At 59.1% G+C, this 26,119-nt stretch carries 22 protein-coding genes, 1 tRNA gene and 1 pseudogene; 9 read left to right on the top strand and 15 right to left on the bottom strand.

All coding sequences use genetic code 11. From position 1 onward, the window contains the following. Positions 1–55: 55 nt before the first annotated feature. The 3 genes from QNI87_RS11760 to QNI87_RS11750 all read right to left on the bottom strand — a co-directional run bounded on the left by QNI87_RS11760 (position 56) and on the right by QNI87_RS11750 (position 2,968). Positions 56–1,114 (bottom strand): enoyl-CoA hydratase/isomerase family protein, encoded by a 1,059-nt coding sequence (locus QNI87_RS11760; protein WP_300596709.1) that lies wholly within the window; start codon positions 1,112–1,114, stop codon positions 56–58. After that, positions 1,114–1,515 carry a VOC family protein gene (locus QNI87_RS11755; RefSeq protein ID WP_300596707.1) on the bottom strand — a complete coding sequence of 134 codons (402 nt, stop codon included), beginning with the start codon at positions 1,513–1,515 and terminating at the stop codon, positions 1,114–1,116. Before QNI87_RS11755 ends, QNI87_RS11760 begins: the two co-directional genes overlap by 1 nt. Positions 1,516–1,822: 307 nt before the next feature. Next, positions 1,823–2,968 (bottom strand): acyl-CoA dehydrogenase family protein, encoded by a 1,146-nt coding sequence (locus QNI87_RS11750; protein ID WP_300596705.1) that lies wholly within the window; start codon positions 2,966–2,968, stop codon positions 1,823–1,825. Positions 2,969–3,097: 129 nt separating this feature from the next. Between QNI87_RS11750 and QNI87_RS11745 the strand changes: the two genes are divergently transcribed. Further along, a complete protein-coding gene (locus QNI87_RS11745; protein ID WP_300596703.1) occupies positions 3,098–3,535 on the top strand; it encodes a hypothetical protein in 438 nt (145 codons plus the stop codon). A 2-nt stretch (positions 3,536–3,537) separates the two neighbouring features. Here the strand turns inward: QNI87_RS11745 and QNI87_RS11740 are convergent, their stop codons facing one another. The 5 genes from QNI87_RS11740 to QNI87_RS11720 form a co-directional block, all read right to left on the bottom strand. Beyond that, on the bottom strand, positions 3,538–4,050 hold the full coding sequence (locus tag QNI87_RS11740) for a DUF1254 domain-containing protein (protein ID WP_300596701.1): 513 nt from the start codon (positions 4,048–4,050) through the stop codon (positions 3,538–3,540). After that, positions 4,047–4,649, bottom strand: a complete 603-nt coding sequence (locus QNI87_RS11735; RefSeq protein WP_300596699.1) for a DUF1214 domain-containing protein — start codon at positions 4,647–4,649, stop codon at positions 4,047–4,049. The genes QNI87_RS11740 and QNI87_RS11735 overlap by 4 nt, the downstream gene beginning before the upstream one ends. Continuing rightward, positions 4,646–5,044 carry a RidA family protein gene (locus tag QNI87_RS11730; protein ID WP_300596697.1) on the bottom strand — a complete coding sequence of 133 codons (399 nt, stop codon included), beginning with the start codon at positions 5,042–5,044 and terminating at the stop codon, positions 4,646–4,648. Before QNI87_RS11730 ends, QNI87_RS11735 begins: the two co-directional genes overlap by 4 nt. Continuing rightward, a complete protein-coding gene (locus QNI87_RS11725) occupies positions 5,041–5,313 on the bottom strand; it encodes an I78 family peptidase inhibitor (RefSeq protein ID WP_300596695.1) in 273 nt (90 codons plus the stop codon). Before QNI87_RS11725 ends, QNI87_RS11730 begins: the two co-directional genes overlap by 4 nt. Before the next feature lie 156 nt (positions 5,314–5,469). Next, on the bottom strand, positions 5,470–6,963 hold the full coding sequence (locus QNI87_RS11720; protein ID WP_300596693.1) for a CoA-acylating methylmalonate-semialdehyde dehydrogenase: 1,494 nt from the start codon (positions 6,961–6,963) through the stop codon (positions 5,470–5,472). A gap of 168 nt (positions 6,964–7,131) precedes the next feature. On the opposite strand from QNI87_RS11720, the gene QNI87_RS11715 reads away from it, so the two are divergent. The 3 genes from QNI87_RS11715 to QNI87_RS11705 all read left to right on the top strand — a co-directional run bounded on the left by QNI87_RS11715 (position 7,132) and on the right by QNI87_RS11705 (position 8,946). Continuing rightward, complete coding sequence (locus tag QNI87_RS11715; RefSeq protein WP_300596691.1) at positions 7,132–7,887, top strand: hypothetical protein; 756 nt, start codon at positions 7,132–7,134, stop codon at positions 7,885–7,887. Between the two features lie 94 nt (positions 7,888–7,981). Beyond that, the gene (locus QNI87_RS11710) at positions 7,982–8,800 is read left to right on the top strand and encodes a DUF5522 domain-containing protein (RefSeq protein WP_300596689.1); all 819 of its coding nucleotides are present in this window, start codon (positions 7,982–7,984) and stop codon (positions 8,798–8,800) included. Between the two features lie 72 nt (positions 8,801–8,872). Continuing rightward, a tRNA-Gly gene (locus QNI87_RS11705) sits at positions 8,873–8,946 on the top strand. A gap of 21 nt (positions 8,947–8,967) precedes the next feature. Here QNI87_RS11705 and QNI87_RS11700 read toward each other — a convergent pair. From QNI87_RS11700 to QNI87_RS11690, 3 genes and pseudogenes are all read right to left on the bottom strand, one after another. Next, positions 8,968–9,177 (bottom strand): hypothetical protein, encoded by a 210-nt coding sequence (locus tag QNI87_RS11700; RefSeq protein ID WP_300596687.1) that lies wholly within the window; start codon positions 9,175–9,177, stop codon positions 8,968–8,970. Positions 9,178–9,794: 617 nt separating this feature from the next. Further along, positions 9,795–10,145 (bottom strand): hypothetical protein, encoded by a 351-nt coding sequence (locus QNI87_RS11695; RefSeq protein ID WP_300596685.1) that lies wholly within the window; start codon positions 10,143–10,145, stop codon positions 9,795–9,797. 122 nt (positions 10,146–10,267) lie between these two features. Continuing rightward, a pseudogene (locus QNI87_RS11690) lies at positions 10,268–10,669 on the bottom strand (single-stranded DNA-binding protein). Positions 10,670–11,182: 513 nt separating this feature from the next. On the opposite strand from QNI87_RS11690, the gene QNI87_RS11685 reads away from it, so the two are divergent. The 5 genes from QNI87_RS11685 to QNI87_RS11665 all read left to right on the top strand — a co-directional run bounded on the left by QNI87_RS11685 (position 11,183) and on the right by QNI87_RS11665 (position 21,063). Next, the gene (locus QNI87_RS11685; protein ID WP_300596683.1) at positions 11,183–13,102 is read left to right on the top strand and encodes a winged helix-turn-helix domain-containing protein; all 1,920 of its coding nucleotides are present in this window, start codon (positions 11,183–11,185) and stop codon (positions 13,100–13,102) included. Between the two features lie 353 nt (positions 13,103–13,455). Continuing rightward, complete coding sequence (locus tag QNI87_RS11680; protein WP_300597508.1) at positions 13,456–16,530, top strand: outer membrane lipoprotein-sorting protein; 3,075 nt, start codon at positions 13,456–13,458, stop codon at positions 16,528–16,530. Further along, entirely contained in the window at positions 16,520–17,836 is a 1,317-nt protein-coding gene (locus QNI87_RS11675) for a DUF1302 family protein (protein WP_300596681.1), read from the top strand. The genes QNI87_RS11680 and QNI87_RS11675 overlap by 11 nt, the downstream gene beginning before the upstream one ends. A gap of 405 nt (positions 17,837–18,241) precedes the next feature. Next, a complete protein-coding gene (locus QNI87_RS11670; RefSeq protein ID WP_300596679.1) occupies positions 18,242–18,727 on the top strand; it encodes a DUF2141 domain-containing protein in 486 nt (161 codons plus the stop codon). Positions 18,728–18,729: 2 nt separating this feature from the next. Then, a complete protein-coding gene (locus tag QNI87_RS11665; RefSeq protein WP_300596677.1) occupies positions 18,730–21,063 on the top strand; it encodes a hypothetical protein in 2,334 nt (777 codons plus the stop codon). 105 nt (positions 21,064–21,168) lie between these two features. On the opposite strand, the gene QNI87_RS11660 is transcribed toward QNI87_RS11665, so the two are convergent. The 4 genes from QNI87_RS11660 to QNI87_RS11645 all read right to left on the bottom strand — a co-directional run bounded on the left by QNI87_RS11660 (position 21,169) and on the right by QNI87_RS11645 (position 25,835). Beyond that, positions 21,169–21,882, bottom strand: coding sequence for a LytTR family DNA-binding domain-containing protein (locus tag QNI87_RS11660; RefSeq protein ID WP_300596675.1), 714 nt, complete (start codon positions 21,880–21,882; stop codon positions 21,169–21,171). Next, entirely contained in the window at positions 21,879–22,904 is a 1,026-nt protein-coding gene (locus QNI87_RS11655) for a sensor histidine kinase (RefSeq protein ID WP_300596672.1), read from the bottom strand. The genes QNI87_RS11660 and QNI87_RS11655 overlap by 4 nt, the downstream gene beginning before the upstream one ends. 599 nt (positions 22,905–23,503) lie before the next feature. Continuing rightward, entirely contained in the window at positions 23,504–24,739 is a 1,236-nt protein-coding gene (locus QNI87_RS11650) for a hypothetical protein (RefSeq protein ID WP_300596670.1), read from the bottom strand. A gap of 314 nt (positions 24,740–25,053) precedes the next feature. Further along, a protein-coding gene (locus tag QNI87_RS11645) for an IS5 family transposase (protein ID WP_300596668.1) occupies positions 25,054–25,835 on the bottom strand; the annotation gives its coding sequence in 2 pieces (ribosomal slippage) (positions 25,054–25,511 and positions 25,511–25,835; 783 coding nt in all). Between the last annotated feature and the right edge of the window lie 284 nt (positions 25,836–26,119).

Raw genomic sequence — 26,119 nt, 5'->3', positions numbered from 1 at the left:
CTAAAGGGTAACGCGTGCGATGGACCCTGAAACAAGTTCAGGGTGACGATCAGTCTTAAAGCGGCCTCCACTCTTCATCCGCAGGCAGCGGGGCAAAAATACTGTCCAGCAGCTCTTCGCTCACATCCTCGGGTGTGGCGGGGTCCCATTTGGGATCGTTGGTCTTGTCGATAATGACCGCGCGCACGCCTTCGGCAAAGTCCGGGCGCAGCAGCACGCGTGAGGCGATGCGGTATTCCATCGCCATGTTGTCGGCAAAGGTCGGCAAAGTCAGGCTGGTCGCCAATTGCCGCAGCGCCACCTTGCAGGTCTGCGGGCTCTTGGTGCCCAGCGTGTCGCGTTCCTTCGCCGCCCAGTCGTCGCCCTCGTCCGCTGCGGCGTCGAGGTTTGCAAGGATATCCTCATAGCTATCCGAGGCGAAGTGCTTGAGGATCTTGTCGGCGTTGTCGGCAAGGCGCGCTTTGGGCGGGGTGCCGACCGGCTCGGAAAGGATACCGGCGATCCGACCCGGACGCTCCATGATCCGCGCCTTCAGGTCATCAAGCATGGCGTGCTCGACGTAATGTGTGGCAAGGCCCGCCCACAGGCACTCCTCGCCCTTCAGCCGCGCGCCTGTGAGCGCGAGGAAGGGGCCCAGCCGCCCGCCAAGACGCGAGAGATACCAGCCGCCACCGACATCGGGGAACAGGCCGATGCCGGTCTCGGGCATGGCAAACCGCGTGTTCTCGGTCGCGACGCGGAACTTGGCGGGCATGGCAATGCCCACGCCGCCGCCCATCGTGACCCCATCCATAAAGGCGACCACGGGCTTGAGATAGGTGAAGAGTTGGTGATTGAGTTGGTATTCGTCATGGAAGAACCGGCGACCGCTTGCCCCGCCATCGTTCAACGCGCTGTCGCGCAGCATCGCGATATCGCCCCCGGCGCAAAAGCCACGCGTGCCCTCCGCGTGGTCGATGATGACCGCGTGCACCGCCTCATCGCTCGCCCATTGGGCAAGAGCGGCCGACATGGCGTGACACATCTCCAGCGTGAGCGCGTGGAGAGCCTTGGGGCGATTGAGCGTGATGTGGCCAACATGGCCGGAGATGCGGGTGAGGACGTCTTGGGTCATCAGTCGTTATTCTGGGCTTTCGGTTCGATCAGGTCCCAGCGATTGCCAAAAGGATCGCTGAAGACCGCAACGGTGCCGTAAGGCTCGGTGCGCGGGCTTTCAAGAAATGTCACGCCGGCGGCTGTGAAACGGGCGTGAGTGTCGGCGAAATTGTCGGTGTGCAGGAAGAAGGACACGCGCCCGCCGGTCTGGTTGCCGATGGCGGCGCGCTGCTTTTCGTCCGAGGCCTGAGCAAGAAGCAGTTGAGCGCCGCTGTCAGGCGCGACCATCACCCAGCGTTTGCCACCGCCAAGCTCGGTGTCGTGCACAAGGTCGAAGCCGAGCTTATCGCGGTAGAAGGCGATCCCCGCTTCGTAGTCAGGCACAACAAGAGTGACGGTGGCGATGCCAAGGGTGGTCATCGCAATTGCCTTTTGAGGCGGCTGCGATCCTTCGGCAAGCTCAGGGCCTGCGCCTCCTTACGACGAACGGGTTTCCAAAAACTGATCATCCTCTTGCGTTCATGCTGAGGAGCGAGGACGTATGTTCGAGCGTCTCGAAGCATCCGCACGTGAACGAGTGCGCCGCGAGCGGTTCTGGCTCTCGACTTCGCTCGAGCGGGTCCTGCGACAGGCTCAGGACGAACGGTTATGTATGCAGATGGCCTCCCCACCGTTCGTCCCGAGCGAAGTCGAGGGATCGGGTCGAACGAAGCCGAGACCTTGCACCTCACTGCCGCAGCAAGTCCCGGCCCACGATCATGCGCATCACCTGGTTGGTCCCTTCGAGGATCGAGTGCACCCGCAGATCGCGCCAGAACCGTTCGATCGGGTAGTCGCGCAAATAGCCATAGCCGCCGAACAATTGCAGCGCGTCGTTGACGATTTTGCTGCCATTGTCGGTCGCAAGCCGCTTGGCCATGGCCGAAAACCGCGATTTATCGGGGGCGTTCTCAGTAACTTTGGCGGCGGCGAGATAAAGGAGGGCGCGCGCCGACTCCAGATCGGTCGCCATATCGGCCAGCATGAACTGCGTGTTCTGGAAATCGGCGACGGGCGTGTCGAACTGCTTGCGGTCCTTGGTGTAGGCAATCGCTTCATCGAGGCAGCGCTGCGCTCCACCGAGCGAACACGCGCCGATATTCAGCCGCCCGCCATCGAGCCCCATCATCGCAAAGCGAAAGCCTTCGCCCTCCGCCCCTACTCGGTTGGAGACGGGGATGCGCGCGTCTTCAAAGATCACCTGCGCTGTTGGCGAGGCGTTCCAGCCCAGCTTCTTCTCCGGCGCGCCGAAGCTGACGCCGGGCGTGTCTTTGTCGACCACGAGGCAGGTGATGCCGTTCGTCTTGTGATCGCCTGTGCGGACCATCACGACATAGACATCGTTGACCCCGCCGCCCGAGATAAACTGCTTGGTGCCGTTCACCACGTAATGATCGCCGTCCAATACAGCACTGGTCTTGAGCGCGGCGGCGTCCGATCCGCTGCCCGGCTCGGTAAGGCAATAGCTCGCGATCTTCTCCATGGTGACGAGTTCGGGCAGGTAGCGGTCTTTCAGCTCCTGCCCGCCAAACTCATCGATCATCCACGCGGCCATATTGTGGATCGAGATGAACGCGCTGGTGGTCGGGCAACCATAGGCCATGGCTTCCATGATCAATGCGGCTTCCAAACGGCCAAGCCCGATGCCGCCCGATTCTTCCGAGACATAGATCGCGCCAAAGCCAAGCTCGGCGCTTTGTTTGATCACGTCCTTGGGAAAGATGTGTTTTTCGTCCCATTCGGCCGCGTTGGGCGTGATCTGGTCGGCGGTGAAGCGCTCGGCGGTCTCGCGGATCGCGAGCTGATCGTCGGTGAGTTGAAATTGTCCTTGCATGACCAGCGGACTAGCCCGTCGCGCCGGGATAGAAAAGAGCGCAGCGTGCGTGTGTGATTACGCTGCGGCGCGCGGGCTTTCTGCGCAATTTTTCGTAACCCAATCGCTCTTTCGCGCGTATTTATGGGTATGAGCCCCCCGAAGCCTCTGCAACGCCCGCGCTTGATATGCGTCTACAACGCCGACACCGGCCTGATCGAAGCCTTGAAACACGCGGTGCACAAAGCGGTTCGGCCCGAGACCTATCCCTGCTCGCTCTGCGCGCTGACCTATGGCGCGGTGTCGATGCGCGGCGACTGGAAGCGGTTCTGGCGGTCGCTGGATGCGGACGTGGACTTCTATCACCGTGACGATTTCACACGCGATTTTCCGGCGCTGGGCACCGGGGGCGCGCGCCAAGTCGCTTTGCCAGTGATCCTCGTCAGCGAAGCGGGCGAAGAACCGCGCGTGGCTGTTTCGAGCGAAGAGCTCGACGCGATGGCGGACGTTGATGAGCTGATGGCGCGGGTGGGCGAGAGGCTTTCGCACTTAGCGCTGGCGTTAAGCCGCGTCGCCAGCCCCGCCTGACGCTACCGGATATTGCAGGCGTCGGCCTTCGCGGCTTCAGCCGCTGCGGCAAAGGCCTTCTGTGTCGGCGCTAGCCGCCGGATAAGCACAACTCCGCGTTTGGTGGGAGCTTGGACGCCGATGGCGTCGTCCGGAGGCGGCGCATGGAAATAGACGGTCTGCGAAACGGATTTTCCCGTCCCTCGAAGCGTAAGGAAGTTGTTCGTCTCCGCGTCGAAGAAGGACAGCGATTGGTAGTCTGGCCACTCGCCCATAGTGACGCTTAACTCGCTGCCTCGTTCGCTCAGGTCAAACCGGCACAGCGAATAGAACAGGTCCGGCGAACTGCGCACCACGGCCTGCGTCTGCGGCATGATCCGCTGAGGCGTGGTGAAGGCGTGCTCGGCGATCCCGCGGTTTTTCAGCGTCGAGAGCGCGCGGTCCATGATCACATTTGGCGCGAAGGCAAGCGTCGCCCAATGCGCTCCGATAGCGGCGACAATCAGCGTGGCGAAGGGGCCGAACCAGCGGGTCACGCAGCGTCCACCGCGCACGAAAGGCGCTCCACCACCGGCGGTGTGAGCGCGGTCTCAGGATCGGCCAAAAGCGCTTCGCTCGGGACATAGAGGCGCAGCATCAGATCAAAGGCCTCCGCGCCCTTGCTCGATATCCAGTGGCGCTCGCCATCAGGTTGCTTGGACGAGACGCGGGCCGACCACGCATCTCCATCTCTACCAACGCTGGTGGCGTCAATGCTGAGCGCTTCATCCGTGTTCATCGGCAGCATGCTGTCGGACTGGCGGTAGAGCGTCAGCGACCACCATTGGGACGGCATGGAGCCGCCGGTGACGCGGTAATCGCAAGTCTCGACCAGCGCGCGGCCTTCGCTGTCGGTCGTGGTGGTAAAATACACCGCTTCGCTCTTTGCCAATGCCAGCAGACCATGCCGTGCCACGCGGGCTCTGGTGTAAGGATCAGCCGCCTCGGAGCCGATGGCAAAATCGCTGCGCCAGCCGTCGATCTCGACAGTACCGAAATCGAGCGGCTTCATCCCCGGCCACAGCCCCGCCATGTAAAGCGCGCTGCCAACCCCGAACGCTGCGCCGAGAAGCAGGGCGAAGCCGTATCGAATCACGAAATCACCGCTTCGGCTTCGATCTCGACCTTCCAGTCCTCGCCGCACAGCCACGCGACCCCGGCCATCGTGGCGGCGGGCTTTGCCTCTCCGAAATAACGCGCGTGGACCGCGCCGACCGCGTCCTGATCGCCCGCGTCGGTGAGCAACATGCGCGTGCGCACCACATCGCGCGCCGAGCCGCCAAGGTCTTCGATAGCCGCGATGATCAGTTCACAGCACCGCGCCGCCTGCTCGGCGGCTCCGCCGGACGTGGTGGCGCCATCGGGCTCAATCGGCCCCGTCCCTGCGACGATTATCCGGTCATCGACGCGGACCGCGCGGCAAAAGCCGAAGCGTTCTTCGTAAGGGGAGCCCGATGTTGCTCGCTCGCGGATCGCGGGCGCGCCGCTCATCCGCAGGTAACCGAGACGACTTTCATGTCGCGGTCATAGACCACGCGCACGCGCTCGCGGCGATAGTCCTTGGTCACCGGGCTGCCGACAAGCACCCATTGGAAGATCGTGGCCCGCGTCGCGGCCATGATCTGCGCGCCGGTTTCCTGCGTGGCCGGGCCTCCTACAAATTGCTGCGCCGAGCTCGCGTCGCACACTTGCGGTTCAAGCTGCGCGCTGGCGAGCGCCAGAGTTATAGAGCTAAGGGCCGCAGCCAGTGATATCGTCATGTCACCTCTCGCTGGTCGGTAAATCGGCCCGCACTCTCGCGCGCCCCGGAACGAGTGACAAGAGGCGATTGATCTTTCCTCGCCACTCCGGCGCTTCGGGCAGCGGCTTTGACTGGCGCGTTCTTATTCGGGCGCATTGTCCTCGCGCCCTACCGCTCACCCCATGGTCGGGATAACGAACGCGTTCGAGCTGTCGCCGCCGCCATCGGGCCAGCGCTGGGTGACCTTTTTGCGCTTTGTCCAGAAAGCGAGGCCTTCGGTGCCGTACTGGTCGATGTCGCCAAAGCCCGAACGCTTCCAGCCGCCGAACGAGTGGTAGGCGACGGGCACCGGGATCGGCACGTTCACGCCGACCATGCCGACATTCACGCGGCTGGCAAATTCGCGCGCGGCGTGGCCGTTGCGCGTGAAGATCGCGACGCCGTTGCCGTATTGATGTTCGCTCGGCAGGCGTACTGCCTCTTCGAAATCCTTTGCCCGCACGATCTGGAGGACGGGTCCGAAAATCTCCTCCTGATAGCTTTTCATGTCGGGCGTCACCCGGTCGATCAGCGTGGGGCCGACGAAAAAGCCGTTCTCGTGCCCCTGAAGCGTGAAGCCGCGCCCGTCGATGACGATTTCGGCGCCTTCCTCTTCGGCGGTGGTCACCCATTGCTCGATCCGGGCCTTGTGCTCGGGCGTGACCACGGGCCCGTAATGCGCGTCGGGATCGTTCGAGACACCGATGCGCAAGCCATGGATCGCGGGGATCAGCTTTTCCTTCAGACGTTCCGCCGTGTCCTCGCCCACCGGCACCACAACCGGCAACGCCATGCAGCGCTCGCCCGCCGAGCCATAAGCCGCGCCGGCGAGGTCGTTCACGACCTGATCGAGATCGGCGTCCGGCATCACCACGCCGTGGTTCTTCGCGCCGCCAAAGGCCTGCACCCGCTTCGAAAATTCCGCCCCGCGATGATAGATGTAATGCGCGATGTCGGACGAGCCGACAAAGCTGATCGCGGGGATCGCGGGATGTTCGATTATCGCATCGACCATCGCCTTGTCGCCGTGCAGCACCTGGAGCAGGCCTTCGGGCGCCCCGGCCTCAACGAACAGTTCCGCCAGGCGCACGGGCACGCTGGGATCGCGCTCGGAGGGTTTGAGGATAAACGCGTTGCCCGCCGCGATCGCCATGCCGAACATCCACATCGGGATCATGGCGGGGAAGTTGAACGGGGTGATGCCCGCGCCAATGCCCAGCGGCTGGCGCATCGAATAGACATCGATGCCGGGCCCGGCGCCCGGCGTGTATTCGCCCTTGAGCACTTGCGGGATGCCGCAGGCGTATTCGATCACCTCCAGTCCGCGCTGCACATCGCCCTTGGCGTCCGGCACGGTCTTGCCGTGCTCGCTCGACAGCAGCTCGGCGAGCGGCCGCATGTTCGCCTCGACCAGCTCCTTGAACCGGAACATGACGCGCGCGCGCTTTTGCGGGTTGGTCGCGGACCATTCCGGCTGGACCCTTTGCGCGGTGGCCACCGCACTATCGAGCAGCGCGGCGTCGCCCAGCGCCACTTCGGCCTGCACCTCGCCGGTCGAAGGGTTCCAGACCTGGTGCTTGCGGGTGGCCGCCGGGCTTGCGGTCGGCATGAAATGGTCAATCTGACGCATGGCTTGGTCTCTCTCCATCGGGGGTGCGCGCGTTCATGATCCCGTCGCGCTTCATCGCTGCCCCAAGTGCCGCCAAGCGCGTTCCAAGGCAAGCCTTGTCACCACCTGACTATCAGCCATTCGTCGCCCTTTCCTGACTGTCCAATTCGCTGTACAGCCCTATATGTCATGACTCTCTTTGGCGCCTTCGTCGTTCTCCACGTCATCGCCGGGACGATCGGTCTCGTCGCGTTCTGGATTCCGATCGCGACCAGGAAAGGCGCAAAGAACCACCGCAAGGGGGGGCGCTGGGCGCTGGGCGGCTTTGTCGGCGCGGGCGCGCTGGCCATCGCGATGGCGATCTATTCGCTGATCGACACCTCGCGCCATCCCGAGATCGAGGACCGGCTCCTTTACGAAGGGCTGTTCGGCTGGATGATGCTCTATCTCGGGATTCTCACCATCGGCTTTGCCGATTACGGCACGGCTGTCATCCGCCACCGAACCGACCGGCCCGCGCTGCGCGGCGCGCGCTATCAGATCGTGATGGCCGCGGTCGTCCTCTCGGGCGCGTGGTGCGGTATCTTCGGCTATCGCGTGGGCGATCCGCTGATGGTGCTCGTCGCGGCGATCGGCATCGTCTCGATGCTGATGCAAGAGGTCTTCGTGTTCCGCGAGCGTGTCCCCGGCCTCGGCGCGCCCGAGCCCAAGGCCTATGTCGGCGAGCACTTCCGCGCGCTCATCGGGATGGGCATTTCTGCCTACACCGCCTTCCTGTCGGTGGGCCTGATCCGATTGGTGCCCGAAGAGGTCTTCAACCCGCTGATCTGGGCGGGACCGAGCGTCATCGGGGTCAGTCTTATCATCGGGTTCACCCACCAGGCCAAGCAGAGGACCAAGAAGGCGCGCGTGCCCAAAGCCGGCGCCGCGCAGCCCACCGGCTAAGCCTTCGCAAATCCAGTCGAAACGGGCGGCTTTGCGGCCTCCGGTCGGCGTGCTATCGGCCGCGCTCTTTTTGCAATGAGGGAGCCTGTCCGGCGTGTCTCAACCCGATTACTGGGACTTGCACGAAGCCGCCGTCGCGCGCGGCGAGACGACCTATACCGATCCCGAAACCGGCCATATGGTCTTCACCCGGCTTGGCCTTGCCGAGCGCGACCAGTGTTGCGGGGCAGGGTGTCGGCATTGCCCGTTCGGTCATGAGAGCGTGCATGTCGCGATGCGCGCCAGGCGTATCCAACAGGCCGCCTGGCTGAGCCAGGCGCGCCCCGATCCCGAGGCCGCGTGCACGCTGCTGTTCTGGAGCGGGGGCAAGGACAGCTTCCTCGCCCTTCGCGCGCTCAAGCGCCAGGGCGTTACCGATATCGCCCTTGTCACAAGCTTCGACGTGCGCAGCCGCGTGATCGCGCATCGGGAATTTGCGATAGACGCTGTGACCGAGCAGGCGGCGCATCTGGGCCTTCCGCTTATCGGCGTGCCGTTGCATCCGGGCGGCGATTATCTCGATCAGATCGCACCGGCGCTCGATCTTGCCCCGGGCTGCGACACGCTTGCCTTTGGCGACCTGCACCTCGATCACATTCGCCAGTGGCGCGAGGAGACCTTCGGCGGCGCGGAGCGCAAGCGCTCGCTGGCGCTCTCCTTCCCGCTGTGGAAGGCGGACTACGCCGACCTGATCGCCGATCTCGAAGCCTCGGGGGCGCGCTGCGCGATCAGCGCCATCACGGCTGAGCTTCCTGGCGTCCATGTGGGAGACCTGTTCGACAGGGCCTTGATGGAACGCTTGCCCGAAAGCGTTGATCGCTTCGGCGAGAACGGAGAGTTTCACACCCGCATCGCGTTCCCCTCGGCGCGCTGAGGCGGGATACGAAAACCCCAGTTGTCAGTCCCGCGCCAACCTGCCAAAGGCGAGCGCCAGCCACAGCGCCTTGCGGGTGTAGCTCAATGGTAGAGCAGGAGCTTCCCAAGCTTAAGACGAGGGTTCGATTCCCTTCACCCGCTCCATAGAACACGGCGCGCGGTTGCTCACAGTTCAAGCACGACGGGGCGATGATCGCTCGGCCTTTTCGCGCGGTCCTCGCCTGACCCCTCGACCTCATCTTCATATTCCGTGTGCGCGATCCGCGCCGACTGCACCTCAGGCACCAAAGCGGGCGAGACAAGGAGATGATCGAGCAATAGGGGGCGGTCCATCACGCCATCGACAAAATCGTCGAACCGCGCGGTGAAGAGCAAGGGCGGCTCGACCCGCTCGATCAGCTTCGCGAAGGGGCGGAAGTGGCGCCGATCAAGGCTGCGAAACGCTGATTGATTGCGCCGAAAACCGCGACTCTTCTGCGATCCGCCTGAACACGGAGAAAAACCTCTTGATTACAGTTTCTTATCGCGAAGTGAGTTGTCTATAGCTCGGCGCAAACCCGCTCTACTCGTGGACGAGTTGATTCCGCCCAAGCCGCTATTCTCAAGAAATATCAGAGATCCACATCCCGAAGTCGCGGCGTACGGTGTGCACGAAATTGTTCCCCATATGTTCATGGTCTGATCCAACACTACCTAGACCGTTCAATGACGGCAAAGGCACTGGTTTCACGCGGATTTTCTAGCCCAAACCGGGCTTGAGGGGAAGAGCTGCGAAAGCAAGTTTGTTCTCATTGAGCACCAGTTTGGTAACAAATAGCCATTTCGGAAAGCCAAACTGCGTGGGATTCTCTGGAGCGCGTTATGGTTTGAACATAGTGTCATCCAGCCGCTCCCCACGGACCGTCTTAAAGGATCGCTGAAACCCTTTGCGCGACCTCAGCGAGCGTGGTTTGAAGCCGGTTTATTTCGGATAATGACGTACCGCTTGGCACCTACCGGGCAATCAGGAATTCGCGCGATTGTGACATGGTATGCAGGTGTTCAAGGGTACGTTTCCTGAGTGCTAGTCCGAGTTCTACCGCGAGGTCGGCGCGTGCGGCGAGGTTATGCTGAAACCCCCGGATCTGTGCCGCTTCATGGCCGGAGTGGAGAAGAAACGCGTTCAGATGAATTTCGAACGCATGGATTGCGGCCATACGAAACGGTGCCCGCGATTGCGGCACCTTGGGCCGCCCATTTTCCAACAGTAGCAGTGCCGCTAACCTGTATTCATCGGCGAGAGAACCCACCTCAACTGGAGTTGCTGATTCACCCGGATGACTGGCGTTGGACTGATCGTTCATGTTGCTGCTGATAGCAGCAATCCCGCAAACGAAAGCCGAAAACTTCCAGCACCCCAAGCGCACGAAAGGGGGCCTGTCCGGCTCGGACAGGACCCCTTCGGGAGAGAGATCGACAGGAGAGTTCAGTCGATTTCGGGAGCGTCCTTGTTGTCGTCGTTCTCGTCGCCCGAGCCGTTGCCGCGCGAGAGAAAGTCGACCTTGTCGGCGAGGATCTCGGTGCCGTAGCGGGTGACCCCGTCCTTGTCTTCCCACTGGGTGTAGTGGATGCGGCCCTGTACGCTGACCAGTTAGCCCTTGGTGCAGTACTGTCCGACGGTCTTGGCGAGGCCGTTGAAGCAGGTCACCCGGTGGAACTCGCTTTCCTTGGCGGTGTAGCCGTTCTCTTGCCTTTTGGTCTTGCCGTCCTTGTCTCGCGCAGGGCGATCGGTGACGACGGTGATCCCGGTGACATTGGTGCCGCCCTTGGTCTCGCGGGTTTCCGGATCGCGGGCGATGCGGCCGGTGAGGATTGCGATATTGGTCATGATAGTAGTCCTTCAGTTCCTCAAACCGGAGACCATCTCCGGCTTGCGAACATCTGAAAGAAGCAGGGCATGGGAGGACTGCACCGCAGGCCTGAAGGGGCGAAGGGAAACCTGTTCATGACGGGTGGCGCGGGCAGGCGCGCCCAAGCGATTGCAGCAAAAGTGGGAACCGGTTTTGCGTCCGCAATCGCGCAAGAAGGCGCGACAACACGGCCGTCGAAGGAACGGGTTGCCGTCCTCAGCTAACCCGGTTCAGGACTGTTCGCGAAGAACGCCGGATGGGTATCGGGTGCAGATCTGAAGGAGGCGTGACCAAGTTTCGGACCCAACGGGATGTCCGCTTCGCGCCCTAAAGTCGGTCAATGGTTACGCCTCTTGGCGCTCCCGAAAGCGGACGCTCAGACGTACGCCCGAGCGTCGAACGACGAAGCCGAAGCGATTGTCGTCAAAAAGGGCTGAAATTCTGATATATGATTGGGTTTGACGTATATGAAGCTTGATTGAGGGATGCGCTTGGACGATCAGGACAGTACCTTACATCAGACGTTGCGCCTTGGCTCGATCGCCTTTGATCCGCGCCGCAATGAGCTTTCCTGTGCCAACGGTAAGGTTACCCGGATCGAACCCATGGCCGGAAGGCTGTTGCTGTCTTTAGCAAGCGCTCCAAGACAGGTTCATCTTCGAGAAGAGCTGATCGATGCGGTCTGGGGAAGGTCGCACGGCGCAGACCAGAGCCTGACGAACGCGGTATCTGCTCTGCGAAAAGCCTTGCGGGAATGCGGCGATGGAAGTGTCCGGATCGAGACGATACCAAAACGTGGTTACCTCTTCGTGGCTCCGAGATCGAATGATCGATCAACCAATCCAGAAACGCAGAACGACGACGATTCCTCTGTTGTCGGAGCGCCGGTTGGCCAGTTACGAGCGATGGTCGCTATTGGCGCACTTCTCGCGCTCCTCGCAGCTGTATTCGCTTTCTCCTCGCCAAAACGACCGCAGGAACAGCCCGTGGTCGCGGTTTTGCCTTTTCTGGATCTCGATGAGGCCGAAGGCCGCTCCACGATGGCCGACAGCGTCGCGGAGGCTGTGCTCAGTTCATTGGCCAGGTCACAACAACTTTCGGTAATCGGCCGCAGTTCATCGTTTCAGCTCGGCAACGCTAATGTCAAGGCCCAAGAGATTGCGCGGCAATTGGGGGCAACCCATTTTGTGGAGGGGTCCGTGCGACGTACGGAGCGCGGGTATCGCGTGAATGCGCAGTTGGTGAACGTGCGAACAGGAGTTGCCGAATGGTCGAACACCTTGGAACGCTCGCGCGGAGAATTGTTTTTGCTGGAAACCTCGGTCGCGCGCAGCATTGCGACGGCGATGGCGGTCAACTTACCTCAGACTCCGGACGAATCGGCCATGCCGCCGGCTCCGGTGTTCGATGTCTATCTCGATGCTCGCCAGCTTCTGGCTGCACGCGATCCGCAAAGCACGGATTCAGCGATCGAGCTACTCCAATGGGTGACTTCGTCCGCGCCAGATTTTGCTGACGGGCAGGCAGCGCTGGCCCATGCTCTCAGTGTCAAACGATCGCTTGTAGCCATGTCGGCCGGCGAGAGCGCAGAGGCATCAACGAAGGCGCTCGCTGCCACCGAGCGAGCGCTCGAAATCGACGCTGACAATGTCATGGCGCTAACCGTGCGCGGAATCATTTATCTCATGGAGGGGGATTATTCGCGGTCGGAAGAGGAATTCAAACTTGCCATCGCACTGAGCCCTAGTGCGGCGGAAGCACACAATTGGTATGGTGACCTGCTTGCGATTCAAGGCCGCATTGCGGAACATCTTGCGATGGAGGAACGCGCCGCCGCGCTCAATCCGTTGCTCGTGTCCAATCAATATAACCTCGCTCAAGCCCGGCTGCTGAATGGGGATCCGAAAGGAGCGCTGAATGCTGCTGATCGGGCGGTCAATCTCGCGCCGGGATCAAGGATCGCGCATGAGGTAAAGCTGCATGCACTCTATGAAACGGGCGATCTGGCAAACCTGAGAGCCTGGCGGGAGCATATCGTGACCGCCGCCTCACTTGGTGATGACGAGGCTGGTTCTGAAGCTCGCATATTCCTGCGTACACTTGCAGGAGTGTTCGAAGCGGAATTGGAAGGCGACGGCGAAACCGCAACCCAGTTAATTGCGGAGTTTGCTTCCACCAATTTGTCCGCCCGTATGCAGCATGTCGGACTGTTACACGTCTATCGTGACGACTACGAGGCAGCAGCAACGTTGTTCGCTGCGCTGGAAAAAGAGCCCTTCTTTGCCCGTCATCCGCTATATTTTCCCACTGAAATCGCTCTTCTACGTAGCCATCCAAAATATGCGGAGTACTGGCAACGCGATGGCCTCGACACCTTGTTGTCCGAGCGGAGAGTTTTCGCACTCCAATAGTTCTGCATGCATTTGGTTTGCGAGGCTCGTTCGAGGGCGGGGAAGAGGCTGAAGTGGACTGACAGACGGCGTTACGTCCGCACTGTCCAAACAGAGCGCCATCGTCGGCCCCATCTGCGCTGCAGATGCTAACCCCATGAAACATAATCGCTCTCCAACGCCTTGAGAAAAAAATTAGCTATTCTTGAGACCGCCAGTAGGACTTGACCAAGGGAATTGGCGCAAAGGCTCTGCGAATCCACCGCAGGGAGAGCGTCATGCCGACCGACCAAGCTCACAATCGTGCAGAAGCATTCTTTGATATGGTCTTGCGACGCCCAGTCGTAACCTTAGCGGCAGCCGCCTTGTTTGTCGTGGCAATGGGCACACAGCTTACTGGCCTCACCAAGGATACCAGCATCGATGCCTTCCTCGCACCCGATAGTCCGACCCGCATCTACCGGGATCAAGTGCGCGAGGTGTTCGGACTGGAAGACGCGGTGGTCATTGCGGTCACCGGCGAAGGTGCGGATGGTATCTTCACGCCTGAGGGGCTGGATTTCGTCAGAGACCTGTCCGACCAGGTCGGGATGATCGCAGGTGTAGATCCTGAGCGGGTCACGTCGCTTTCCACCGAGAAGAACATCTATGCGAATGGGGAAGAGATCGTCATCGAGCGGTTTCTCGAGAATGCCACCGCCGACGCTGCTTCCGCTCGCGCCGTTCGCGATGCGGTATACCGAATACCGCTCTATCAAGGCTTGTTGGTGAGCAATGATGGGCGCGGCACTCTGATCGCGGCGGAGATTATCGATGGGGACAGAGCCGAGACCATTTACCAGGAGATCCGCAACATTGCAGCGGTTACTCCCGATGGAATAGAGGTCCACATTGCGGGTGAAGGCGCAGCGCAGGGCTATCTGGCGGCTTATATCGACGCCGATGCGAAGGTTCTCCAGCCGATCGCGTTTCTCGCCATCCTACTCGTGATTGGCGTTGCGTTTCGAACCCTGTTCGCCGTGATCGCTTCGATTGCCGTGATTGCTGTAACACTTACCGGTGCGCTGGGAAGCATGGCAGCTCTGGGTATTCCCTACTTTGCGATCACAGGAGCTCTGCCGGTGATCCTGATCGGCATATCGATCGTCGACGCTGTCCATATCCTCAGTGTCTATTACAGCAAATCGGCGCGTCACGCAGGAGAAGGCAAGCGGCAGATAATTCTACAGACCATGGTCGAAATCTGGCGGCCGGTCTTCCTTACCACGCTGACGACGATTGCCGGTTTTGCCGCGATCACCGCAACTGCAACCATGCCGCCGATGCAGTATTTCGCGCTTTTTGCAATGGTTGGTCTCGTCCTCGCACTGCTCGCGTCTCTCACGGTGCTGCCGTGCCTGCTCCTAGTGTATCGTCGGCACGATAGCCCGGTCGCCGAGCGTCGCGCTGAGCGCGATCCGCAAAGCGCTGGCTGGCTTCCGTCGCTTGGGCACAATATGGCGCAGCGCCACATCGCCAGTCTAGCCGTGCTGGCCGTGCTCGTTACCGGCTTTGGCCTTCAGGCCAACCAACTGTCGGTCGACCGCAAGCTGATGTCCAATTTCCGCGCGGAGGAGCCTATCCGCGTCGCTGACGAAGTCATCAACCGGGGATTTGCTGGCTCCAACTATATCGACATCGTGGTCGAAAGCAGAGAGCCGGAGGGTATCCTCAACCCTCAGTCACTCCAACGGATCGAAGCCTTGCAGCGATATGCCGAAGGGTTGCCGCATGTCGAAAAGAGCATCGCGATCACAGATTATCTTAAACTGATGAACCGCTCGCTCTCGGGCGATGATCCGTATGCGTATCAGTTGCCGCAGTCTCATGAAAAAGCGGCACAATACATGCTACTATACTCGGCGAGTGCCGATCCGAGCGATTTTGAGGATGAGATCGACGTCGAATTCCAAAAGGCGCTGGTCCGCGTGCACATGACGACCGATCGCTTCAGCGAGTTCGCACCCGCAGTCGAGAACCTGCGAACCTATATCGCCGAAGAATTCGCAGACGACCTGAACGCCAATCTCAGCGGCCGCGTGACACTCGCGCATGACTGGATCGCACCGCTCGGTATCAACCACGCGTTGTCGGTCGCCGCCTCGCTCTTGGCTGTAACGCTTGTGAGCATGTTGGTTTTTCGCTCCTTCACTCTGGGCATTCTAACGATTGTGCCTGTCGCTCTAACGCTCCTATCAATCTACGGAGTGATGGCCATGACGGATATCTGGCTCGAGCCAGCCACTTTTATGTTTGCTGCAATCGCGCTGGGTCTGGGTGTCGACTTCCCGATCCACATGATCGATCGAATGCAGTATTGGAGAGAGCAAGGGCTGACCTTCTTCCAGGCTATCGAACGGCTTTACGAAGGCCCCGCGAGAGCTCTGTTTATCAACTGCGTGGCAATCGCAGCCGGTTTCTCGCTGCTGATGCTGAGCACGTTGCCGACCATCAACCGGTTTGGGCTGCTCACTGCTGTCGCACTCGTGAGTGGCTTCGTCACCTCGATCCTGTTCCTGCCGGCGATGGTGCGAATGTTGCGTCCGCGTAGGCTGTTTCCGTCAGAGCTGGCCCGACCGAACGCGGTCGCTTCTGGCGCTCTGTCGGGAAATGCGGCGCTCGTATTCGCGGTCACTGTCGGAATAGCCGCATGGCCGTCTACAGCCTTGGCGCAGACGCTGTCCGATGGCGACACTGTCGCAGCGCGGATGGAGGCACGGGCTGAAGGTGCTACGCTTCGCCAGACCCTGATTATGACGATGTCCAATAGCCGCGGCACCACCCGCACCCGGCGGGCCGAACTCGTCCGGCTAAAGCAAAACGGGGTCAGGCGAACCATGATCCGTTTCCTCGCCCCCGGAAACATCCGAGGCACGAGCTTCCTGACGTTCGATTATGAAGCGCGGGACAAGGCCGACGATCAATGGATTTTCCTTCCTGCGCTTCGCCGGGAGCGCCGCATCTCGGCCAACGACCGCGGCGATTATTTCTTTAGCACTGATTTCACCTACGAAGATATCAAGGATGCGACAAAGTTCGATCCTGCCGACTATCGCTTCGTTACCCTTCGCGCCGAAAAGCTGGGGCAACGCGATACATTGGTGGTTTCCCTGCTCCCGCAATCACCGGAGATCTCACGCGAATTGGGGTACGGACGGGTGCAGGCATGGATCGATCCTAGTTCATGGATGCCATTGCGGGCCGATTACTGGGACGTCGCGGGCAATCGATTGAAGACTGTTCGGATCACCAGTTTTCGGCGTGTGAGCGGCATCTGGACGCCTCTGCGGATCGAGGCTGCTAATCACAAGACCGGTCACAAGACGGTGTTCAGTTTCTCGCAGATCGACTACTCCGCCGATATAGGCACGTCGCAGCTATCCGTAAGGGCGTTAAAGAATGCGCTTTGAGATGGTCGGGCGGACCCCATGGTTGCTCATCCCGGTTGGCGTGTTTTTTGCTGGTCAGGCAGACGCGCAAGAAGTTTCAGTCGACAATGAAGTCGAGTTGAGAGCGGCCCTCGAAACAGCCGACGAGGATGTTCAACTCACCCAGCTCGAGTGGAACGTGCGTGTCGACAGCGAATTGAGCCCATCGATTGCGGCAAGGATATCCGGGCGGTTGCGGGTCGATGGATCGGATCGGCTCGATCCCGGTAAACCCGATCAGTCCAACCGTTCCTCCTTGAACAGACGGCATCTGCTAGGCGAGGCTGGTGAGATCGAGTTGCGCGAGGCTTTCATCGATCTGAATTTCGAGCCGGTCTCCATCCGACTTGGCAAACAACAGATCGTTTGGGGGCAGGCCGACGGGCTCAAAGTGCTGGACATCGTCAATCCGCAGTCCTTTCGCGAGTTCATTCTCGAAGACTTCGACGCGTCCCGCATTCCGTTGTGGTCGGCCAAGGCTGAGGTGCAGCTTGGACCGGTTGACGTGCAGGTGTTCTGGATACCCGATCACAGCTTTCACGATATCCCCGAACAAGGTGCGGCTTTCGAGCTGACTTCGAGCCGTTTCCTTCCCCCGGTCGGGCCTGACGACGCGCCAATCGTTCTAGACGATGCTCGCCCGTCCGGCCTCAAGGATGACTTCGGAGGTCAATTGTCGCTGCTTGCAGGTGGGTGGGATCTGACCTTCAATCTTCTTCGTCATCATGCAGATCGGCCGGTCTTCAGCGTGACCGCTGAAGGGGGCAACACCATCGCTTCGCGCGTCTATGATCGACAGATGACCTTAGGTGGCTCGTTCGCAAAGGCTCTCGGCGAATTCGTGATCCGGGGAGAGATCGGCTATGCGTGGGGTCGAGCAATCAATGTCACGCAGGCGGCCAACGATGTCGACCGCATCGTGGAAGCGGATGCCCTGAGCTATGTTGTCGCGGTCGATTGGCGCTCGTCAGATACCTTTATTAGTGCGCAATTCTTTCAGGATCGCTTGATCGACGCTGGCCCGGGACTTCTGCGCCCCAGAAACGACGAATACGCGACATTCTATCTAAGACAGACTCTGCTTCGCGACACGCTGGAGGTAGATTTCAAATCGCTGGTCAATTTCGACGATGGCGACGTCCTACTGCGTCCGAGATTACTCTACGACATAACCCCATCGATCCAGCTCAGCCTTGCAGCCGACCTATTCTTCGGGAAGCCGGACGGCGTTTTCGGGCAATTCGAGGAACAATCGAGAGTGTCACTAGCGATGATTGCAAGGTTTTGACGCGTTGGTGCTATCCAACTGGCTGGGTGAGGTTAACCTGAACTTCCGCTTTTCTTCGCTTTCGCTAGAAAGCAGACTGTCCACTCGCGGCCCAGGTCTCGCCGCCACTCAACGGCTGACACTGGGGGTGAAAGCGGACGGGAGAGGCTCATCTGGAAGCATTTAAAAAATTGCGCTGCGAACCGCGCTTTGCACCACGCACTTTTGTCAGCTCGTATGTTCCGGTCGATTGGCTCCAGCATCCTCGCAAACTCCGAGTCTCATCAATTCACAGGCTCCTCGGCGTCGATGAGCAACGACTTTTGGACATTCGCCGAGATGCACGCAAAAAGGCGAAGGTCATCGCTAGTTTCTCGTCCATGAAAAGCGCGCCCTTCGGCGCAGCACCAGGCGAGGGGCACATCAATGGGTCTTCTAACAATTGCAAAACCAGCGCTGGTTGCAGCCGCGGCGATCTGCTCAACGGGAGTGGGCGCACAGAACCCAGAGACTGGCCAGCCCTTGAAGCTCTCCTTCGGAAATATTGATCCCGAAGAGGGCGAGATTTCCGTAAGCGTGTGCACCGAGCCCCAGCTAGAGGAACGCTATTCGGGCGGTTCAAGCGATTGCCTTGCATCCGCACGTGTTCCCGCGAAAGAAGGCGCGCAAGTCGTCTTCGATGATCTTCCGCCTGGCATCTACGCCGTGACAGCGTATCACGATGAAGACACCAGCGGCGCGTTGGATTTCGACACACGAGGCATCCCGTTCGAAGCGACAGGGAATGCCCATGGCGCACGTGGCTCTTTCGGGCCGCCCACCTTTGATCAGATGAAGATCACGATCGCGCCAGCGAGCGATGGCGCGGGCACCCTAACCTATCGCATTCGCATGTTTCGCTACGATTTTTAAACATGGCTTACAGCTTTGAGCATCGCGCCCACGCGTTCGATCAGATGGCGAAGGTCAAGCGCCCGAAACTGAAGAGTAAGCCCATGTGGGTTGCGTGGTTAGCGTTGTCGGTAACCTGGGTTGGAGCGCCTATCCAAGCGCAGGCCAGTGATGAGGCACAGCCGGACGGGCCACCCCCGTCCGATGGAATTCAAGACGAGCTGCCCGCCGCGGACGAAGGCGTAGCGGACGAGGACGTCATCATCGTTCGTGGCCGCCGAATGATCTTAAGCGAAATCGAGCCAGAGCGTGAGCTCACTGAACAAGATATCGCAGCCTTTGGGGCGAGCTCGCTTGGCGATCTTGCATCGCTGCTGCTGCAAGAAACCTCCTCCGGGCGAGGCCGGTCGCGCGATGCTCCGCCGGTCGTTCTCGTCAATGGCCGGCGCGTGTCGGGTTTTCGTGAGATCGGCCGCTACCCCGTGGAAGCCCTCTCCAGAGTTCAGGTTTATCCCGAAGAGGTTGCGCTCTCCTTCGGGTTTTCGGCGGACCAGAGGGTGCTGAATTTCATCCTCAAACCCAACGTCACAGTTACTGCGTTCGAAGCTTCGGGCGATACGCCGCAGGAAGGCGGCTCGACAACCGCCGACACATCTGGGCAGTTTCTCTACATCAACAACGACACTAGGCTGAGTATCGACGCAAGCCTTGGTCAGCGCACGGCCATTACCGAAGCGGAACGTGACATTGTTTTCGAGGGCAGCAACGAGAGCGCCGCGTTTCGGACTCTGTCCCCCTCGCGCGATCAGTGGAGCTCCGGCTTCTCAGCAGGAACCGGGATTTGGGGAGGCGCCGCCGCCACGCTCAGCGGGTCGTTTGAACGGACCGATGAACAAGATCTATTTGGTATCGATCCGGCGGCTCCCGCTGAAGCCTTGGAGCAGGATCGGCGCTTCGATGATGCAAGTATCGGGCTCACTTTCACTAGCAAACTGGCGCCCACGACTTGGACGCTCACGTCAAGCTACAACATCTTGGACGTCAATGTTGTCACTGACCTAGTCAATCAAGATCGACGTTTCGCGTCTTCGCAAAACCGCAATTTCGACACCGCCTTCGTCGTCAACAGCGCTCTTGCCGATCTCGCGGCCGGGCCGCTTTCGCTTACGGCGCAGACCAGCGTGACCAATGAGGTGCAAGAGGCGCAAACCGACGACATTTCAAACGAGATTTCGCGAACCGTTTTGGCCGGCGGTTTAAGCCTTGATGTTCCATTCTACCTTCCCGCTCCCCTGCCCGGAGAGTTCAGCGTCAACGCCAATCTCGACGTTGAAGACTTCTCGGACTTCGGGACATTGACGACGTACGGATATGGCCTGGTTTGGCGACCGCTTGCGGCCTTGCGCATCATTGCCTCGATCACCGAAGAACAAGGAGCGCCCAGCCTTGCAAGCGTTGGGGACCCAATTATTGTCACGCCGGGGGTGCGTGTTTTCGATTTCGCAACGGGCGAGGATCGTTTCATTGATGTCATCGACGGTGGCAATCCAGACCTCACCGTCGATGATCGGAGCGTCTTTAAGCTGGGCGTACAAGTCGATCCGTTTCCAAAAAAGCGCGTGCGGTTCAACACCGACTACACTCGATCGCGGATTAAGGATGAAACGCGCAGTTTCTTGCTACTCACCGAGGAGTTGGAAGCCGCTTTCCCGGATCGTGTGCTGCGTGACCAGAATGGCGCTCTTGTTGCCTTCGACCGGCGTCCACTGCTCGTCACTGAGAGCTTACGCGAAGAACTGCGCTCGGGGATCAATTGGACCATTCCACTCAAATCCAAGCGTGTGCGGCAAGAACCAGGAGCGAAGCAGCGTCGCAGCGGTCGCCGAGGGCAAATGCGCATCACCCTGAACCACACCTGGACACTGAACGATGAAGTGCTGCCTATCGAAGGCGGTGAGCGGTTCGATTTTCTCAATGGCTCAGCCTCGAACGGGATCGGAGGCGTTCCTGAGCACATTTTTGACTTCTCCCTATACCGTTGGAACAACGGCTTGGGCTTCGGCGCGAGATTCAATTATCAAACTGCCACCAAAGTGGACGCGCCCGAGGGAAGATTGACCTTTTCCGATAGAGCGCTCCTCGATCTACGAGTGACATACGAGCTAAACTACGCTGACAGCGTCCTGGAAAAAGCCCCGTTCTTGGAAGAAACGCGGCTGAGCTTTGGCATAAGAAACCTTTTTGCCGACCGAATAAAGGTAAGAGACGCCTTCGGCGAAATCCCCCTTTCTTTTCAGCGCGAAGCTCTTGATCCATTTGGACGGGTTTTCGAGATCGAGCTGCGGCGCCGATTCTGAGCTCGCTCTTGGCTCCAATGCACTCCGTGCTGACCTAGGCCCACTGGCTGCAAGGGGGTGATCCTAGGATGGCCTCAAACGCTGTTTCGTGATGACGCGCATGCCCTAACTTAGGCTAATCTGCTTGAGAAACCGCTCACGGTAGCTGCGGCCAATCGGAACCGTGGTTCCGCCAATGTGTATCTCGGTGCCAACGATGCGCGAGATGTGCCGCATATTCACAATATACGAGCGATGCACGCGCGCGAAACCGTCGCTGCCCAGTTCATCATGCAGCGATTGCAGCGTTCTCGCGAAGAAGAATTTGTCCGTGGTCGTGAAGAGTTCGACATAGTCGCTCTCAGCGCGAATGAATTCGATCAGATCCACGGGGATGCGCCGTATCTCCCCGTTTGCCCTGATAAAGAGGTCTCGGCCGCGTGCGTCCTCTCGATGCGATCGGCCCGCGCTGGGTTCGAAATAGCGGCGCTGGCGAGCCTTTTCGACGGCTTGCAAGAAGCGCTCGAAGGAAAAGGGTTTCAGCAGATAATCGACGACGTTGTGCGAATAACCTTCAAGAGCCTGTTCAGCGTCCGCTGTCGTGACGATCACCAAAGGCGGTTGTGGCAAAGTCCTCAAAAAGGAAAAGCCGTCCATTTTGGGTAGATGCAGGTCAAGGAAGAGGAGATCGACACGCGATCCTGCAAACCCTCGCGCCGCTTCGGACGCGGCCTTGAAGACCCCGACCAGTTCCATCCCATCGGCATCGGCGACATATGTCGTGAGAACCCTTTGGGCTGGCCTCTGGTCTTCCAGGATTGCGCATCTGAGCGGGTTCATGCGCCCACCGGTATATCGAGGTGGACCCGGTATTCTTTGTCGCCTGGACCTACCTCAAGCGCGAAATCACCTTTCATGAGCAATTCTAACCGGCGCCTCACATTGGCAAGACCAACACCCGAAACCCGAGGAGAACGGTCCTTTACAGAGGCGAGATCGAAGCTGTTCACACAGTCGAGGGTCAACCGACCGTTAGCCGCTTCGATCCCGATCGTGATGGCTATGTCTTCCGCTTGTGTATCCAAACAGTGCTTGAAACAGTTTTCGACAAACGGGATGAGAAGAAACGGCGGGATCCGCTCGCCCGACATATCACCGCGAGTCTCAAAGGCGACTGCGCCGCGGCCCGCTACGGCGAGTTTCTGTATTTCGACGTAGTCCGAGATAAACTCCAATTCTCGTTCAAGATCGACTTCGTCGTCCGCGCAATCATAGATCATGTAGCGCAGCATGTCGCCAAGCTTTAAGATCAACGTTGGGGTTCGCTCCGACTTATGAAGCGCGTGCGAATAGATGTTGTTCAACGCGTTGAAGAGCACATGCGGATTGATCTGCGCCTTCAGATATTGGAGCTCTGACTCTATCTTGGCTTTTTGAAGCTCTGCGAAACGCCGCTCACTACGCTGGCGCTGAAACAGCAACCGGATCGCAGTGAGAAGCAACGCGGCCGTTCCCGTTTCCAGCGTTTGCGGCCACACAGTGGCAAGAATGGTTCGTCCACCAAAGACTAATGGGTCGACTAGAAACTCAAACGCGAACGCCCCTGCGAACAACAATGCAATAGCTTGGAGGCCGAAAGCGGTGTAGCGCTGCTTAGCCAATTGCCGGTTGGCAACAGGGAACGCGATAAAAAAGGCGATGGCACCTTGGTAAAGCGCTTCGATTGCCGATTTCAGATTGATGGGGATGCCCCAAATGGACGGCGCCAGCAGCGGATATACAAGATTCTGGATGAGAACGAACGAAAGCCAAACCGAGAGGAGGATTAGCCACTCATTTCGACTGGCAATTTGATCTTTCATCAGGGACACGGGACTCACGAACTTCCTAGCATTTTGACGACCGTTTAGTCGTATAGCGCTGCGGACAAGATCCTTGAACTCAACAAAGGAGCCGTTCGCCTTCCCAGTTCCGTCGTTCACCGAACAAGAGTCTGACACTCGATTCCCGAACCGCCTCAGTGAGGCGACGTGTTTCGAATGGTGTTGTCCCGCATTGCCCGAGCCCTCCAGGCCGCATGAGCTATGCCAGCAATACGACTATCTATCGCGGCGAAGTCGGCTTCTCATAGGGCCTGATGCGCCGCGTCAACACCGATGGTATCCCTTCCTACAAGGCCGACATGCGTGAGCTTGGCAATCAAGATCGCCAGGAGATCGGTCGCTGTGACAATAAACGGGTGTAGAATTCACACTTACCCTTCCGACGACTAGAGCGGTTGATGCAGCGCTTCAGGCACATGACGTCTCTTCAGACATTCGCTTCCGTTCACGCCAACGTCCACAGCCACTTCAGCTCCGACCGTCACCTTACTGATCGACAAACCTACAAGACCACCCGCTCCGGCGCTCTGGCGGTGTGGCTATCGATGATCCGATCAAAATTGGGCTACGCGACTATCCTACGGGGCGTGTAGCTCAAACCACTCAACCATTGACGGAGTAAGTGTATGAAGTCTCACATTGGGATTCTTCTTTCGCTGCCGTAGCAGCCAGTCTTGAAACTCCGCGAAATCGATGAAGCCGCGACGGTCTGTCATCGTGCTCGCAACGCTTGTCGCGATTACTTGGCAATCCTCCGAACTGTAATGCTCACAGGCATAGATGCTTATGAGAGCCCAGTTGAGATACTCAAGGAATACCCGCCGACCGCTCGCGTAAGAAGGCGATACCTTTTCCGGATCGACGAACCGATTGCCGCCCCAAAAAACTTTCTCAATGCGCTCAAGTAGAGCAGGCGAACTCGGTTCGATAAAACCGTGGTTCAACTCTGTGAACAATATCGAGGTGCGTTCAAAAGCAGCCGCAGAGGGTGAAAGTCTTTTGGCGATCTCTCGGCGCTGAGGAAAGTTCACATGCGCGATGAGTTGACGAAAATCTCTGTCCACGACCCCATCTTGATGCTGATAAGCGAAGGCAAGAGGAGAGACGATCAGCCGAACACTTTCAAAGGGCTTGGTCTCAGGATACTCCGTGTTCAGCCAATCCAGCAACTGCTGGGTCTGCGCCTCTTGACGGAAGAAATCCTGCTGCTGATTATAAAGCCGCTGCGATGCCCGAGATCTGAAAAACGACTTAAAATCAGTATCTTCGGAAAAGTCTTGAAGCATCGGCAGAAGCTGTTCTAGATTGTCTTCAGAGCCCCTGATCCATGTGTATTCGGGTCGCTTTTCAAAAGTGCCATCATCGCGCATGCGATAAGCAGACGCGTCGATCTTGGCTGCTATGTGATGCGGCGTTCCTTCTGCGAGGAGGGACTCAACCGCGCCGACAACTTCGTGAGTGAAGTAAACACCAAAGTGTTCACGGACTCTCGCAGCGTAGGGCGTGTCTGTCCTCACAAGTCTGGACTCAGGATTGCGGCCCTCTGATGTCAGGGTTGTTATGATTAAAAATAGCTCGTGCAGAGCTGGGGTGTCGACGTGCACTTTATTCATGATTTCAGCGCGCGTTTGGGTGTCGAAACACGCAGTTGGAAAGCGTGCCGAATCCTCCGGGGACTTGGGCACACAACCTGCCTGAAATCTATGTTGATCTTCAATGGAGGCATCTGCGCTTGCGCCTGGATCATCTGCGTCACCGCCAGTTGCGTATACGACGGATGCACAAGCGCTGGCCGCAGCGCTCAACGCGAACATAGCTCTTGCTACTCGCGATCTCAAAATATGTGGCCGACGCTTCGTCGCATCGGACGTGTGCAATAGTCGCGGTATGTCCAAGTGGATACTCCTCATTATGGCCGGTGGCCTTTATGAGGTTTGCGGCCAGACGCTAAATCTCAATTATGCTTGAACTAGGCGGAGGTTTGGGCGAGATTCTGTGAACGCCACAAAAGCGGCGGCGAATGGCCTCCTACGTACGACCAGAGCTGCAAATTCACATGGTTGCGCTACAATGATCTGCTTGAATGTTCATTTGGGCAGGCAGAATGGAAGAACACAATCTTAAGGGTCTAGGCGGCGTGGACAAATTTGAGCCAGTATCTGGCTGATGCGATGTGGACCATTGAAAGGAAGCTTTCGGCGAGTTGGTCGTATCGGGTTGCGATGGCGCGGTTGATTTTCAAACGACCGAAGAAGCGCTCGATCTGGTTGCGTTCCTTGTAGAGCGACCGGTCATGTTCGATCTTCACCCTCCGGTGTGACCGTCCCGGAATGACGGCTTCGATGTTTTTGCAGGCAAGATCGGCCCGGATGGCATCGGCGTCGTATCCCTTGTCAGCCAAGAACGCCTTGGGTGTCCGCTCCGGTAAGGCGATCAGCGTGTCATAAGCTTTGCAATCTGCCGCTTCGCCAACTGTCAGGTGGAAGGCGAGTGGTCGCCCTTGTCGATCAACCAGACAGTGAAGTTTACTGGTGAACCCGCCCCGCGAGCGGCCAAGAGCTCGTCGATGAGTCCCCCTTTTCCGCCCGCTGCCGACACATGGGCGCGGACCGTGGTGCTATCGATCGAGTAATGGCCGCTGTCGGCCATCAACTCAGCCAGCGTGATCGAAACGGCTTCCCAGACCCCAGCCTTGCTCCAACGCCGGAAACGTCGGTAGATCGTGTTCCAGTTCCCGTACTTGGGCGGAACATCGCGCCAAGGCGTGCCGCAGCGAAGCCGCCAAAGTATCCCATTGATGATAGCGCGGTTCTGTTCAGGCCGTCTGCCACGGCCACGGTTCGATGCCTCAATCGGCAGCAAATCTTTCAAAACACGCCATTCTGCTTCTGTCAGATCGCCCCGGCTCAAACCTGCCTCCAAAAGGCAACCTTGAATCAATCAGCCAGCGCTACGTCAACCAATTTGTCCACGCCGCCTCATTCCCGCTTTTTTCCACCGAAGCGCGGGGCGCTGGGGCCAGATTGGGGCCTCTTGTTTCTCGGGTTTTAGAAAAACGAATATATTCAGTTTTTTACTTGACCTATTGGCTTCCCTTCACCGCCGCGGCGCGCGGTTGCTTACAGTTCAAGCACGACGGGGCGATGATCGCTCGGCCTTTTCGCGCGGTCCTCGCCTGACCCCTCGACCTCATC

It is taken from the genome of Erythrobacter sp., from assembly GCF_030066995.1.
Classification (GTDB): domain Bacteria; phylum Pseudomonadota; class Alphaproteobacteria; order Sphingomonadales; family Sphingomonadaceae; genus Erythrobacter.
Note: the sequence above shows the minus strand (reverse complement) of the source record. Positions and strands in the feature narration are given on the sequence as shown.